The sequence below is a fragment of the Pseudomonas idahonensis genome (genome assembly GCF_037903935.1).
GTDB lineage: Bacteria > Pseudomonadota > Gammaproteobacteria > Pseudomonadales > Pseudomonadaceae > Aquipseudomonas > Aquipseudomonas danubii.
Map to the genome: position 1 here is coordinate 1,919,717 of NZ_CP149586.1, position 13,576 is coordinate 1,933,292.

General features: G+C 63.5%; 12 protein-coding genes. 3 read left to right on the plus strand and 9 right to left on the minus strand.

The genetic code is table 11. From position 1 onward, the window contains the following. Window positions 1-65: 65 nt before the first annotated feature. The 5 genes from pyk to gcl form a co-directional block, all read right to left on the minus strand. Window positions 66-1,481: a pyruvate kinase gene (gene pyk / locus WIN67_RS08735; protein WP_102878878.1), complete on the minus strand. Its 1,416-nt coding sequence runs from the start codon at window positions 1,479-1,481 to the stop codon at window positions 66-68. After that, a complete protein-coding gene (locus WIN67_RS08740) occupies window positions 1,471-2,751 on the minus strand; it encodes a glycerate kinase type-2 family protein (protein ID WP_102878879.1) in 1,281 nt (426 codons plus the stop codon). The genes pyk and WIN67_RS08740 overlap by 11 nt, the downstream gene beginning before the upstream one ends. Before the next feature lie 153 nt (window positions 2,752-2,904). After that, window positions 2,905-3,798: a 2-hydroxy-3-oxopropionate reductase gene (locus tag WIN67_RS08745; protein ID WP_102878880.1), complete on the minus strand. Its 894-nt coding sequence runs from the start codon at window positions 3,796-3,798 to the stop codon at window positions 2,905-2,907. Window positions 3,799-3,909: 111 nt separating this feature from the next. Next, window positions 3,910-4,692 carry a hydroxypyruvate isomerase gene (gene hyi / locus WIN67_RS08750; protein ID WP_110595172.1) on the minus strand — a complete coding sequence of 261 codons (783 nt, stop codon included), beginning with the start codon at window positions 4,690-4,692 and terminating at the stop codon, window positions 3,910-3,912. A gap of 147 nt (window positions 4,693-4,839) precedes the next feature. Continuing rightward, window positions 4,840-6,615, minus strand: coding sequence for a glyoxylate carboligase (gcl, locus tag WIN67_RS08755; RefSeq protein WP_102863981.1), 1,776 nt, complete (start codon window positions 6,613-6,615; stop codon window positions 4,840-4,842). A gap of 268 nt (window positions 6,616-6,883) precedes the next feature. Here gcl and WIN67_RS08760 point away from each other — a divergent pair, with 268 nt between their 5' ends. Next, entirely contained in the window at window positions 6,884-7,324 is a 441-nt protein-coding gene (locus tag WIN67_RS08760) for a GlcG/HbpS family heme-binding protein (RefSeq protein WP_102863980.1), read from the plus strand. A gap of 151 nt (window positions 7,325-7,475) precedes the next feature. Here the strand turns inward: WIN67_RS08760 and WIN67_RS08765 are convergent, their stop codons facing one another. After that, a complete protein-coding gene (locus WIN67_RS08765) occupies window positions 7,476-8,084 on the minus strand; it encodes a TetR/AcrR family transcriptional regulator (RefSeq protein ID WP_123392155.1) in 609 nt (202 codons plus the stop codon). 168 nt (window positions 8,085-8,252) lie between these two features. Between WIN67_RS08765 and WIN67_RS08770 the strand changes: the two genes are divergently transcribed. Continuing rightward, window positions 8,253-9,176, plus strand: coding sequence for a DUF808 domain-containing protein (locus WIN67_RS08770; protein ID WP_110595173.1), 924 nt, complete (start codon window positions 8,253-8,255; stop codon window positions 9,174-9,176). Window positions 9,177-9,227: 51 nt separating this feature from the next. Here WIN67_RS08770 and WIN67_RS08775 read toward each other — a convergent pair whose 3' ends face one another. Both WIN67_RS08775 and WIN67_RS08780 read right to left on the minus strand, forming a co-directional pair. Next, entirely contained in the window at window positions 9,228-10,016 is a 789-nt protein-coding gene (locus tag WIN67_RS08775; RefSeq protein ID WP_102878883.1) for an MlaA family lipoprotein, read from the minus strand. After that, window positions 10,009-11,307: a serine/threonine protein kinase gene (locus tag WIN67_RS08780; RefSeq protein ID WP_102863976.1), complete on the minus strand. Its 1,299-nt coding sequence runs from the start codon at window positions 11,305-11,307 to the stop codon at window positions 10,009-10,011. The genes WIN67_RS08775 and WIN67_RS08780 overlap by 8 nt, the downstream gene beginning before the upstream one ends. A 234-nt stretch (window positions 11,308-11,541) precedes the next feature. Here WIN67_RS08780 and WIN67_RS08785 point away from each other — a divergent pair, with 234 nt between their 5' ends. Further along, the gene (locus tag WIN67_RS08785) at window positions 11,542-11,907 is read left to right on the plus strand and encodes a hypothetical protein (protein ID WP_102863975.1); all 366 of its coding nucleotides are present in this window, start codon (window positions 11,542-11,544) and stop codon (window positions 11,905-11,907) included. 31 nt (window positions 11,908-11,938) lie between these two features. On the opposite strand, the gene WIN67_RS08790 is transcribed toward WIN67_RS08785, so the two are convergent. Beyond that, window positions 11,939-13,492, minus strand: coding sequence for a beta (1-6) glucans synthase (locus WIN67_RS08790; protein WP_339070984.1), 1,554 nt, complete (start codon window positions 13,490-13,492; stop codon window positions 11,939-11,941). Between the last annotated feature and the right edge of the window lie 84 nt (window positions 13,493-13,576).

The window sequence follows — 13,576 nt, forward strand, 5'->3', positions numbered from 1 at the left end:
CAGCGTTCGACCCCAGCGGCATCCTCTTTGGGAGGCTCGCTGCAGGTCGTGGGCGCTACGGCGGGTCAGAGAAGGGTTTCGACGCGCAGGGAGTTGGTGGTTCCCGGCTGGCCGAACGGCACGCCGGTGGTGATCACCACGGTATCCCCGCGTTTGGCCAGGCCCTGGGCCTGGGCGATTTCCAGGGCCGTGGCACAGACCTCGTCCACCTGGCGCAAGCGGTCATTGACCACCGAGTGCACACCCCAGGCCAGGCTCAAGCGGCGCGCTGTCTGCAGGTTCGGCGTCAGGTTGAGGATAGGTACCGAAGGACGTTCCCGGGCGGCACGCAGGGTGGAACTGCCGGACTCGCTGTAGTTCACCAGCACCGCCACGGGCAGGATGCTGCACACCCGGCGGATCGCGCAGCTGATGGCGTCGGATACCGTGGCTTCGGCCTGGGGGCGGCTGACGTCCAGTTGAGTCTGGTAGTCGGGGCCGGTTTCCACCTGGCGAATGATCTTGCTCATCATCTGCACCGCTTCCAGCGGGTATTCCCCGGAGGCGGTTTCCGCCGAGAGCATCACCGCATCGCTGCCTTCGGCCACGGCATTGGCGACGTCGGTCACCTCGGCTCGGGTGGGCGCCGGGGAGAAACGCATGGACTCCAGCATCTGGGTGGCGACCACCACGGGTTTGCCCAGCTGACGGCAGGTACTGATGATGTTCTTCTGGATCTGCGGCACGCTTTCCGCCGGGACTTCCACCCCCAGGTCACCTCTGGCCACCATGATCGCGTCGCTCAGTTCGGCGATTTCCCGCAGTTGGGCCACCGCGGAAGGCTTTTCGATCTTGGCCATCAGGTAGGCCTTGTCGCCAATCAGGGTACGGGCTTCACGGATGTCTTCCGGACGTTGCACGAAGGACAGCGCCACCCAATCCACGCCCAATTCCAGGCCGAAGCTCAGGTCGCGGCGGTCCTTGGCGGTCAGCGGGCTGAGGTCGAGCACTGCCTGGGGCACATTGACGCCCTTGCGGTCCGACAGTTCGCCGCCATTGAGCACGGTGGTCTCGATGGCGTCCGCGTGCTTGGCGATGACCCGCAGGCGCAGCTTGCCGTCGTCCAGCAGCAGGTCCATTCCGGGCTCCAGGGCCGCGATGATTTCCGGGTGCGGCAGGTTGACCCGCTGGGCGGTCCCCGGCGTAGGGTCCAGGTCCAGGCGCAGGGCCTGGCCGCGTACCAACTGCGCCTTGCCCTCGGCGAAGGTGCCAACCCGCAGTTTCGGTCCTTGCAGGTCCATGAGGATGCCCAGGGGGTAGTTCAGCTCGCGTTCGATCTGGCGAATCCACTCATATCGCTGAGCATGGTCGGCATGGCTGCCGTGGCTGAAGTTGAGTCGGAAGATGTTTACGCCGGCCTGCACCAGTTCGCGGATGTCCTCGATGCTGTCGGTGGCCGGCCCCAGGGTGGCGAGGATTTTGACTTTCTTGTCAGGCGTCATGTTTGGGGTTCTCGAGGATCAGGATGGCGCGGAAGTCGTTGACGTTGGTACGGGTCGGCTCGGTGACGATCAGGTCGCCCAGGGCTGCGAAGTAGCCATAGCCATTGTTGTTGTCCAGCTCGTCGCTGGCGCTCAGGCCCAGGGCCGCAGCCCGAGCGTAGCTGTCCGGGGTCATGATCGCCCCGGCATTGTCTTCGGAGCCGTCGATGCCGTCGGTATCGCCGGCCAGGGCGTAGATCCCGGGATGCCCCTTGAGGCTGTCGGTGAGGCTCAGGAGGAACTCGGCGTTGCGGCCGCCGCGACCTTTGCCGCGCACGGTAACCGTGGTTTCACCACCGGAAAGGATTACGCAGGGCGCCGCCAGGGGCTGGCCGTGCAAGGCTACTTGGCGGGCGATGCCGGCGTGAACCTTGGCCACCTCCCGGGATTCGCCTTCCAGGTCGCCGAGGATCAGCGGGCTGTAGCCGGCCTGGCGGGCTTTGACCGCGGCGGCTTCCAGGGATTGCTGGGGGCGGGCGATCAACTGGAAGTGGCTGCGTTCCAGGCACGGGTCGCCGGGCTTGACGGTTTCCGAGTCGGGGTTCTGCAACCAGTTGCGTACTGCTGCGGGTACTTCAATGGCATAGCGCTTGAGAATCGCCAGGGCTTCGGCCGAGGTACTCGGATCGGCCACTGTGGGGCCGGAAGCGATGACCGTGGCCAGGTCGCCGGGGACGTCGGAAATGGCATAGGTGTAGACCGTGGCCGGCCAGCAGGCCTTGGCCAGGCGTCCGCCCTTGATCGCCGAGAGGTGCTTGCGCACGCAGTTCATCTCGCCGATGGTGGCGCCGGATTTCAGCAGGGCCTTGTTGATGGCCTGCTTGTCGGCCAGGGTGATGCCCGTGGCGGGCAGGGCCAGCAGCGCCGAACCGCCGCCGGACAGCAGGAAAATCACCCGATCCTGTTCTGACAGGTTGCTGACCAGCTCCAGTACCCGCTTGGCCACGGCCAGGCCAGCCGCGTCGGGCACCGGGTGAGCGGCCTCGACCACTTCGATCTTGGTGCACGGGGCGCCGTGGCCGTAGCGGGTAACCACCAGCCCGGAGACGTCGCCCTGCCAGCTGCGTTCCACGACTTGGGCCATGGCCGCCGCTGCCTTGCCGGCACCGATGACGATGACGCGGCCGCTGCGGTCGCTGGGGAGATGGGCTTCGAGAACCTGTTGCGGATGGGCGGCGTCGATGGCTGTGGCGAACAGCTCTCGGAGGAATTGTTGCGGATCGACCGACATGGCGGGCTCCCGGATTTCTTGTTATGGGGGGCTTGAAACGGGTGTAGCCGCCACCTCAGGCGGCGACAAGGTCAGCAGGGCCTGTCCCTGGCCCGCCGTGAGGCGTTTCCTGCAAACCTTGGCGCTGCTTGGGGTAGCGGCTACGGACGCTGCTTATTTCTTATCGCGGATCGAGAAGTTGGCCATGTGTTCCAGGCCCTTGATCAGGGCCGAGTGGTCCCAGTTGCCGCCACCAATAGCGGTGCAGGTGCTGAACACTTGCTGGGTATTGGCGGTGTTGGGCAGGTTGATCCCCAGCTCGCGGGCGCCACTGAGGGCCAGGTTCAGGTCCTTCTGGTGCAGGTTGATGCGGAAGCCTGGATCGAAGGTGCCCTTGATCATGCGTTCACCGTGCACTTCGAGGATCTTCGAGGAGGCAAAACCGCCCATCAGCGCTTCACGCACCTTGGCCGGATCGGCACCGTTCTTCGAGGCGAACAGCAGGGCTTCGGCCACGGCCTGGATGTTCAGGGCGACGATGATCTGGTTGGCCACCTTGGCGGTCTGACCGTCACCGTTGCCCCCCACCAGGGTGATGTTCTTGCCCATGCTCTGGAACAGCGGCAGGGCGCGCTCAAAGGCCTGGCTGTCGCCACCGACCATGATGCTCAGGGTCGCGGCCTTGGCCCCGACTTCACCGCCGGACACCGGTGCGTCCAGGTACTGCGCGCCTTTCTCGTTGATCTTGGCGGCGAAGGCCTTGGTCGCGGTGGGGGAGATGGAACTCATATCGATGACGATCTTGCCCTTGCCGATCCCGGCGGCAACGCCGTCGGCACGCAGCAGCACGTCTTCGACCTGAGGGGTATCGGGCACCATGATAATGACGAACTCGGCTTCCTGGGCCACTTCTTTGGGCGAGGCCAGGGCCACCGCGCCGGCGGCGATCAGGTCGGCCGGGGCCTTGCCGTGGTGTTCCGAGAGCAGCAGGGAGTGACCGGCTTTCTGCAGGTTTGCCGCCATGGGATGACCCATGATGCCGGTGCCGATAAATCCGATTTTAGCCATGATAAAAATCCTCTATTCAACGGGACCTTGTAGGAGCTGGCTGGCCAGCGAAGGCGCAGCACGGCTTGCGGGCCTGTTCGCCGGCAAGCCGGCTCCTACAGGGGGGCGGTTTCAGATTGCGTTGTGGGTTTTCAGCCAGCCGAGGCCCGCTTCGGTGGTGGTCAGCGGCTTGTATTCGCAGCCGACCCAGCCCTGGTAGCCGATGCTGTCCAGGTGCTCGAAGAGGAAGCGATAGTTGATCTCGCCGGTGCCGGGTTCGTTGCGTCCTGGGTTGTCTGCCAGCTGGATGTGGTTGATCTGGTTGAGGTGGTTGGCCATGGTCCGCGCCAGGTCACCTTCCATGATTTGCATGTGATAGATGTCGTACTGCAGGAACAGGTTGGCACTGCCTACTTGTTCGCGGATCGACAGCGCCTGGGCGGTGTTGTTGAGGTAGAAGCCGGGAATGTCGCGGGTGTTGATGGCTTCCATCACCAGCTTGATACCGACCGCCTGCAGTTTGTCGGCGGCGTACTTGAGGTTGGCGACGAAGGTCTTTTCCAGCAACGCGGCATCAGCCCCCTGGGGACGGATGCCGGCCAGGCAGTTGATCTGGGTATTGCCCAGGACCTGGGCGTAGGCGATGGCCAAGTCGACGCCGGCACGGAATTCCTCGACCCGGTCGGGCAGGCAGGCGATTCCGCGCTCACCCTTGCCCCAGTCGCCGGCGGGCAGGTTGAACAGCACCTGGGTCAGGCCGTGGGCATCGAGTTGCGCCTTGATCTCGGCGGAGCTGAATTCGTAGGGGAACAGGTATTCGACGCCGCTGAAACCGGCATCGGCGGCGGCCTTGAAGCGAGCGAGGAAGTCCTGTTCGGTGAACAGCATGGACAGGTTGGCGGCAAAACGCGGCATGGTGGTCTCCTGTGAATCGGTGAAGCCTGTAGAGCGGGCGAAGGCTGCAGTCGAGCTGCCCCGGCAGTGCCTCTTGAAGAGGGTGCGGGGCAGATCCCGGCCAGGTTCTGCGAACCTGATGGCAGCCTGGGGGCGCGGCTACAGGGTTTAGTCGAGCAGGGAAATGGCGGTCGGGGCGTCGTTGCCCACCAGCGCCAGGTCTTCGAACTCGTTGACCGCGTTGATTTCGGTGCCCATGGAAATGTTGGTCACGCGCTCCAGGATGATCTCCACGACCACCGGTACCTTGAAGGTCTGGAGCATTTCCTGGGCCTGGCGCAGGGCCGGCTGGATGTCCTTGGGTTCGAACACCCGCAGGGCCTTGCAGCCCAGGCCTTCGGCGACCGCGACGTGGTCCACGCCGTAGCCGTTGAGCTCCGGCGCGTTGAGGTTGTCGAAGGACAGCTGCACGCAGTAGTCCATCTCGAAGCCGCGCTGGGCCTGGCGGATCAGTCCCAGGTAGGAGTTGTTCACCACCACGTGGATGTACGGCAGGTTGAACTGTGCCCCTACTGCCAGCTCTTCGATCATGAACTGGAAGTCGTAGTCGCCGGACAGGGCCACCACCTGGCGGTTCGGATCGGCCTTGACCACGCCGAGGGCGGCGGGGATGGTCCAGCCCAATGGGCCGGCCTGACCGCAGTTGATCCAGTGGCGTGGCTTGTAGACGTGGAGGAATTGCGCACCGGCAATCTGCGACAGGCCGATGGTGCTGACGTAGCAGGTGTCCTTGCCGAAGACCTGGTTCATCTCTTCGTAGACCCGTTGCGGCTTGACCGGCACGTTGTCGAAGTGGGTCTTGCGATGCAGGCTGGCCTTGCGCTGCTGGCAGTCATGCAGCCAGGCGCTGCGATCTTTCAACTTACCGGCGGTCTGCCATTCACGAGCCACTTCCAGCAGTACGGTCAGGGCGCTGCCAGCGTCGGAGACGATGCCCAGGTCCGGAGTGAATACCCGGCCGATCTGGGTTGGCTCGATGTCCACGTGAATGAACTTGCGGCCTTCGGTGTAGACGTCCACCGAGCCGGTGTGGCGGTTGGCCCAGCGGTTGCCGATGCCCAGCACCGTGTCGGATTTGAGCAGGGTGGCGTTGCCGTAGCGATGGGAGGTCTGCAGGCCGACCATGCCCACCATCTGTGGGTGATCGTCAGGGATGGTGCCCCAGCCCATCAGGGTCGGGATCACTGGAATGCCGGTCAGTTCGGCGAACTCCACCAGCAGGTCGCTGGCATCGGCGTTGATCACACCGCCACCGGCTACCAGCAACGGGCGTTCGGCCTGGTCCAGCAGGGCCAGAACCTTTTCCGCCTGCAGCCGGGTGGCCGCCGGTTTGGCCAGGGGCAGTGGCTGGTAGGCGTCGATGTCGAATTCGATTTCCGCCATCTGCACGTCGAATGGCAGGTCGATCAACACCGGACCAGGACGGCCGGAGCGCATTTCATAGAAGGCTTTCTGGAAGGCGTAGGGCACCTGGCCCGGTTCCAGCACGGTGGTGGCCCACTTGGTCACCGGCTTGACGATGCTGGTGATGTCCACGGCCTGGAAGTCTTCCTTGTGCAGGCGGGCCCGGGGCGCCTGGCCGGTGATGCAGAGAATCGGGATCGAGTCGGCCGAGGCGCTGTACAGGCCGGTGACCATGTCGGTGCCGGCCGGGCCGGAAGTGCCGATGCACACGCCGATGTTACCGGCCTTGGTGCGGGTGTAGCCCTCGGCCATGTGCGAGGCGCCTTCGACGTGGCGAGCGAGGACGTGATCGATGCCTCCGACCTTCTGCAGCGCGGAATACAGCGGGTTGATGGCGGCACCCGGGATGCCAAAAGCGGTATCGACCCCTTCACGGCGCATCACCAGAACGGCGGCTTCGATTGCTCTCATTTTGCTCATGGTTTTGTGCCTCTTGCGTTTTGTAATTGTATACAAGTTGTTTTGCGCAAAGTGTATTCACGGCGGATGGCGCAGGTCAATCCATTTTCTTGAACGGTAGCGGCTTTCGATGGGGCCCTATAAACCGGCGTCCTTTTGTCGCATGAGCTACCTTTCTCGAATTATTGTATACAAAAAATAAATTTATTGTGTTCTATTTGCTTCATCGGACTTCTCCTGCAAGAAGCTTCCACCAGGCTTTCCCAATAACAAGATAAGGACGGCACCCATGAGCGCTTTAACCTTGAAAGTCGCAGTCAACCTGGCCAATCAGGCCATCAATGCGGGGCGCAAGATCAACGCGGCCCCGCTGACCATTGCGGTGCTGGATGCCGGCGGGCATCTGGTGACCCTGCAACGGGAGGATGGCGCCAGCCTGTTGCGTCCGCAGATCGCCATCGGCAAGGCCTGGGGCGCGGTAGCCCTGGGCAAGGGCTCGCGCCTGCTGGCGCTGGATGCGCAGCAGCGCCCGGCGTTCATCGGTGCGTTGAATGGCCTGGGACAGGGCAGCGTGGTGCCCGCGCCGGGCGGGGTGTTGATTCGGGATCAGGCGGGGGCGGTGCTGGGAGCGATCGGCATCAGTGGCGATACCTCGGACATCGATGAGCAATGCGCGATCAGCGCGATCGAGGCTCAGGGCCTGGCGGCGGACGCCGGCGTCAGCGCTTAGCCCTTAACCTTGCGGGCCCGGCCCTGGCCTGTAGCCGCTGCCGAGCCCGCGAGGCTGCGAAAAGGTCCGCAGGACCTTGCCTGGTGTCTTGATATTCCTGTGCGCAGTTTGCAGCAACAACACAAATGCACGGGAAGGGGCCGAAACGCGATCAGTGATCCAGTTCACAGCCTTTGAGCACCAGGCGGATGATGGTCTGCGCGGCAGCTTCGTAGTCGTCTTCGTCAAGTTTGCTCTTGCCGGTGACCACCGAGATCTGCCAGTCGAAGTCGGCGTAGGTCTGGGTCGCGGCCCAGATGCTGAACATCAGGTGGTTGGGGTCGAGCGGGGCGATCAGGCCGCGATCGATCCAGGTCTGGATGCATTCGATGTTGTGCTTGGCCTGGGCGTTGAGCTGTTCCACCTGGTCCGGGCTCAGGTGCGGCGCACCGTGCATGATTTCGCTGGCGAACACCTTGGAGGCAAAAGGCAGGTCGCGGGAGATGCGGATCTTCGAGCGGATGTAGCCGCTGAGCACTTCACTGGGTACGCCGTCGGCATTGAACGGAGTGGAAGCCTGGAGGATCGGTTCGATGATGCTTTCCAGCACCTCGCGGTAGAGGTTTTCCTTGGACTTGAAGTAGTAGTAGACGTTGGGCTTGGGCAACCCGGCCTTGGCGGCGATGTCGCTGGTCTTGGTCGCTGCAAAGCCCTTGTCGGCAAACTCTTCACTGGCGGCCCGCAGGATCAGTTCTTTATTGCGCTCGCGGATGGTGCTCATAAACCGGGGGATTCCTTGCCTGTTCGGGCGGTTGCGCATGGTAGCACCGGGGTCGCGAGGGGCTCAAGAATGCCCGTTGGCCGCGGTTTTCCTGCTTCTGACATCTCGCTTGTCCGGCCTTTGACGCGGTATGCTGCGCGCCTTATTTAACGCAGGGAAGCCTGGCCCATGGCAGGAAGCAGTTTGCTGGTTTTGATCGACGACATCGCCGCAGTTCTCGATGACGTAGCCTTGATGACCAAGATGGCGGCGAAGAAGACCGCCGGGGTATTGGGCGACGATCTGGCGCTCAATGCCCAGCAGGTTTCCGGGGTTCGCGCCGAGCGGGAAATTCCCGTGGTCTGGGCCGTGGCCAAGGGCTCGTTTCGCAACAAATTGATCCTGGTGCCGGCGGCGCTGGCCATCAGTGCCCTGGCGCCCTGGCTGGTGACGCCGTTGCTGATGATCGGCGGGGCCTACCTGTGTTTCGAAGGCTTCGAGAAGCTGGCGCACAAGTACCTGCCCCACGGCGACGATGCGGCCGAACATGAGCAGACCTTGCGGGCGCTGGCAGACCCTCAGGTGGATCTGGTGGCCTTTGAGAAGGACAAGATCAAGGGCGCGATTCGTACCGACTTTATCCTTTCCGCGGAAATCATCGCTATTACCCTGGGCACGGTGGCAGGCGCCTCCCTGAGCCAGCAGGTGGTGGTGCTCTCGGGGATTGCGATTGTCATGACCGTTGGCGTCTACGGTCTGGTGGGGGGCATCGTCAAGCTCGATGACCTGGGGTTGTGGCTGGCGCAGAAACCGGGCGCCCTGGCCAAACGCATCGGTGGTGCCATCCTGCGAGCGGCGCCGTGGATGATGAAGAGTCTGTCGGTGATCGGCACGGCGGCGATGTTCATGGTGGGTGGCGGCATCCTCACCCACGGCGTCCCTGCCGTGCACCATCTGATCGAGAGCCTGGCCGAGCGTAGTGCCGCCGTCATGGGCCCGGTGTCGGTGATCATGCCGACCCTGCTCAATGCCGTGGCCGGGATCATTGCCGGTGGGCTGGTACTGCTGGCCGTGACGCTACTGGGCAAAGGCTGGCGGGCCTTGCGCGGCTGAGATACGAGTCAGCCGGTTGCCGCTCTTGCGGTCGGCAACCGGTACAGCGGGTTACTCGGCGATCTGCAGTTTGCGCGATTCGGTGTACACGTAGCGCACCTTCTCGTATTCAAACGGCGAGTTCAGCTGGCCATAGCGAAAGCTGGTCTGGTAGCGCTTGTCGACACCACGCAGCGCCCAGATCTCGGGGTGATTGCTGCTGACTTCCGAGACGTTGAGGAAGTTGATCGCCGATTCGGCGGTGTAGTCCACCGCCAGCCCGGCTGTATCCCTCAGGTTCGACGGGCCGAGGATCGGCAGCACCAGATAGGCGCCGCCGGGCACGCCATAGAATCCGAGGGTCTGGCCGAAGTCTTCGCTATGGCGTTGCAGGCCCATCTTGGTGGCCGGGTCCCACAGGCCGGCAACGCCGATGGTGGTATTGAGCAGCAGGCGCGCCGTGGTTTCCATCGACCGATGGCCCTTGAACTGCAAAAGACTGTTCATCAGGTTCGGGACGTCGCCGAGGTTATTGAAGAAGTTGCTGACCCCGCTGCGCAGGAAGCTCGGGGTCACATAGCGATAACCGTCCACCACCGGCAGGAACACCCACTGATCGAAGCGGTAGTTGAAGTGGTAGACCCGGCGGTTCCACGACTCCAGCGGGTCATAGATATTCAGTGCATTGAGGGTCGAACGCTCGAACTCGCGCTGGTCCAGCCCCGGGTTGAACTTGAGTTTCTTCAACGGCTCGGTGAAGCCGTCGGGGTCCTGAACCGTGGGGGCGTGGGCCTTGCTGTTGTCGGCTTGGGCATAGCCTGCGCAGAGCAACGCAGCGATAAGCAGGAGATGTTTAGCCACGGAAGAACTCCAGCATGGCGTCGCTGTTGACGCGGTAGTTGAGGTTGCCGCAATGCCCGCCATGGGGGTAGACGGTCAGGCGGTCGCCAAAGGTTTTGCGCAGGAAACCCAGGTCGCCGGGGCCGAGGATCACGTCATCGGCGTTGTGCATCACGGCAATCTTCGGGCTGGCCTTGAGGTAGTCCTGCAGGGCGTAGAGGCTTACCTGGTCGATCAGTTGCAGCAGGCTGCCGCCGTCGGTGCGGGCGCGCCACATCGGGATCACCTGTTCGGTCAGGTAACAGTCGAAGTCGCACTGCAGGGCACGCTTGAGAAACGGGGTAAGGCTGGTGCCTTCGCGGATCGGGTACTTGGGCGGGGTGATCAGGCCGCGGCGGTTGATCAGGTCCGAGGTGAAGGCGATGTCCGCTGCCGAGAAGCGGAAGGAGGTACCGATCAGCATGGCCATCTGTTCGTTGGTCAGGTGTTGCTTGGACTGCTGGAAGTCGTAGAGCAGGGCGTCGTTGAGGTCGATGTAGCCCTTCTGCTGGAAGTAGCGGGTCAGCTTGCCCAGCACCAGTTCATAGAAAGTGGTGCTGTTGTTGATGCCCTTGACCTCGGTCTGTACCAGTTTGTCGAGGTTGGTGATCGAGGTGTAGAGGTTGACCGGCGGGTTGAGCAGCAGCACTTTCTTGAAGTTGAAGCTGCGTCGGGTCTCATCCAGTTTGCTGATGAACGCCGCGTCCAGGGCGCCGAGGCTGTAGCCGGTGAGGTAGAACTCGGTGATCGGCAGCTTGGGGTGCTGGGCCCGTACGGCCTGCATGACCCGGTACATGTCTTCGGCGTCTTCCTGGCTCACCCCGGGGGTGGCGAAGCGCGAGGCGGCAGTGATGAAGTCGAAGCTGGTGGGCGAGGATAGTTGCACCACATGGTAGCCGGCCTTGTAGTAGAGCTTCTTCAGGTACTCGTTGAGGCTGCTGTCGTAGCGCGCGCCGGTGCCGGCGATCAGGAAGATCAGTGGCGCGGCGTGGTCCTGGGTGGCGATGCGGTAGGTGAGCTTCTTCACCGCCCAGAAATTGTCCGGGAGGATGAACTCGCGCTCCGGCCGCAGGTTCAGGCTGTAGTCGGACTGACGGATGTCATCGTTGGCGGGCAGTTCCGGGCGCAGCTCCGGGGGGGTGGTGGCGATGGTGGCTTCAAAGGGGTTGGTCAACGGGTAGCCATAGCTGGCCGGGTCGACATCCACCGCCAGTGCGGACGCACTCAGGATAAGGCCGCCGAACAGGGCAGCGAGGCGCAAGGAACGAAGCATGACTGTATCCCTAGAAGGAAGGTACCGAATGAGGTTCGCAGGCTATGACCACCGCGCTGCTGCCGAAGTGCCATGGGTGGGCACAAATAACCCCGGCCACAGGCCTGCTGGGGGGTGATAGTAGCCGGACGATACACTTTGCCGCTATTTGCTGAACAGTTATCTGTGCGTCGTGCTTGCCAAGCGTCCGTGGGCGATTATGCTGGGCGCCGTTTTGATTGTTCGGAGTGTTTCATGTCCCGCCGCCTTCCCGTGATTGTGCTGCTCGTTGTCCTGCCGCTGTGGCTGGCCGCCAGTTATGGCCTGCGCTATGGCTTTATGGAGGATGCTCGGTGGGTGGGCGTCTGTGTTGATGAGGCCGGTCGCTGGGAGTGTTCGCTACGTTCCAGCCTGGGCTGGATGATCCACTTCAAGGTGCTGGGCTGGAGTGCCTTGGGCGCAGCGCTGCTGGGGTTTGTCGTGCCGGGTCGTGCCGGCTGGTGGCTGGCGGTGCTGGCCTTGCTGGCGGGCATTCCGGCCCTGGCGTTGTACAACACCACGCTGGCGGTGTTTGCGGTGGTGATTGCGGCCTTGCGCCTGGTGCGCGCCGCCAAGCCCTAGCCGCAGGCGAAACCTGCGGCTAGGGCTGTTTTCAGGCGATGCGGGCCCGCAGGCTGCGCCACAGCGCGGCCACCATCAGCAGGCTGACCAGGGCCCAGCCCCAGGCCTGCTGGTTGGCCAGGCCTTCCTGATACAGCTGCGGAGCGATGCCGGCACCCAGGATAAAGGTCAGCAAGGCGATTTCGCGGCGTGGCACGCGCACCGGGCGGCACAGGTAGACCAGCGCCGGCAGCAGCAGGGCCGCGCTCGGGAAGCTGCGGTAGCGCGGGTCGAACACCAGCTCCAGCATCATCACCGCGGCGGCGAATCCTGCCGTTGCCAGCAACCAGCCTGCACGCTTTTCCAGGGCATTGAAGGCCCGCAGACGCCAGCCTTCGCGAGGGCTCAAGGCCAGGGCGGCATGGGCCAGAATCAGCAGGTTCAGGCCCAGTAGCAGTCCGGCCCAGCACCATTCGCCAGTGAAGCGGCTGGTGACCCGCGCCAGTTCGCCCCAGGTGCCGATGGTGCACGCCGCCAGCGCGCCCAGCAGCGGCAAGAGCAGCGCAGCGCGTCGACCGCGAACCCGGCCACCCAGGATCAGGGTGCCGAGGAATATCACTGCGCCCGCCCCCAGCCATTGTGGCCAGTAAGGCAGGTTGGACACCGGGCCTGCGAGGATGCCCTTGTCCTGGCGATCGGCATCGAACAGCCCCCAGTAACCGCCGACTGCGCCTTCGCTGGCGCGTTTCCAGGGCTGGTCGAAGGCTTCGATCAGGTTGTAGTGCCAGCCGTTGTGTTCCGCCATGGCAACGAAGCCACGAATGAACTTGGCCTCGTTGACTCGGCTCGGCAGCGCCGTTTCTCGCTGACGGCCTTCGCTGGGCCAGCCGGTTTCACCGATCATCACGTCCTTGGGGGCAAAGCGGTTGCCGAATACCTGGCGTACCTCGGCCACGTGGTTCAGGGCCGCGTCGATGTTCGAGGGGTCGTCTTCCCAGTACGGCAGCAGGTGAATGGTGAGGAAGTCCACCGCTGGCGCGATCTCCGGGTGCTTGAGCCAGAATTCCCAGACATCGGCATAGGTGACCGGCTGCTTGACCCCGGCCTTGACCTTGAGGATCAGGCGCGCCAGTTGCGGGCCGGTGACTTCCTTGCGCAGCAGCGCCTCGTTGCCGACGATCACCGCGCTGACGACATCCGGGTTGGCATTGGCCGAGGCGATCAGCAGGTCGACTTCTTTCTCGGTGTCTACTGGGTTGCTATTGACCCACGCGCCGATCATCAGCTTCAGGCCGTGCTTGCGCGCCAGCTCGGGCAGGGCTTCGAGGCCGGTCATGGAATAGGTGCGGATGCATTCGAAGCGGGTGGCCAGCAATGCCAGGTCGGCGTCCATGCGTTCGGGGCGCAGTTTGAACGGCTGGTCGAAGGGCGATTGGTCCTTGTCGAACGGCGTATAGGAGGCGCATTGCAGTTTGTGGCTGGCGCTGGCGACGTCCGGCAGCGACACCGGCCGGCCAAGGCCGTACCAGTAACTACCAAGGGCCAGCAGGCCGAGCAGGCAGGCAAACAGATAAGCGAGGGTGGGGAAGCGGGCTGTGGCGGGCATGGTCAGGCCGTAGTGGAACAAAGCGGGGCATCTTACCCGCATTTGTCCACAGCTTGGTGGCCTGCATGATTTTGACATGCAAAG

Excerpts from the sequence above, each read along its gene's own strand:
- pyk (WP_102878878.1), bottom strand. The coding sequence starts at position 1,481 with ATGACGCCTGACAAGAAAGTCAAAATCCTCGCCACCCTGGGGCCGGCC.
- WIN67_RS08740 (WP_102878879.1), bottom strand. The coding sequence starts at position 2,751 with ATGTCGGTCGATCCGCAACAATTCCTCCGAGAGCTGTTCGCCACAGCC.
- WIN67_RS08745 (WP_102878880.1), bottom strand. The coding sequence starts at position 3,798 with ATGGCTAAAATCGGATTTATCGGCACCGGCATCATGGGTCATCCCATG.
- hyi (WP_110595172.1), bottom strand. The coding sequence starts at position 4,692 with ATGCCGCGTTTTGCCGCCAACCTGTCCATGCTGTTCACCGAACAGGAC.
- gcl (WP_102863981.1), bottom strand. The coding sequence starts at position 6,615 with ATGAGCAAAATGAGAGCAATCGAAGCCGCCGTTCTGGTGATGCGCCGT.
- WIN67_RS08760 (WP_102863980.1), top strand. The coding sequence starts at position 6,884 with ATGAGCGCTTTAACCTTGAAAGTCGCAGTCAACCTGGCCAATCAGGCC.
- WIN67_RS08765 (WP_123392155.1), bottom strand. The coding sequence starts at position 8,084 with ATGAGCACCATCCGCGAGCGCAATAAAGAACTGATCCTGCGGGCCGCC.
- WIN67_RS08770 (WP_110595173.1), top strand. The coding sequence starts at position 8,253 with ATGGCAGGAAGCAGTTTGCTGGTTTTGATCGACGACATCGCCGCAGTT.
- WIN67_RS08780 (WP_102863976.1), bottom strand. The coding sequence starts at position 11,307 with ATGCTTCGTTCCTTGCGCCTCGCTGCCCTGTTCGGCGGCCTTATCCTG.
- WIN67_RS08785 (WP_102863975.1), top strand. The coding sequence starts at position 11,542 with ATGTCCCGCCGCCTTCCCGTGATTGTGCTGCTCGTTGTCCTGCCGCTG.
- WIN67_RS08790 (WP_339070984.1), bottom strand. The coding sequence starts at position 13,492 with ATGCCCGCCACAGCCCGCTTCCCCACCCTCGCTTATCTGTTTGCCTGC.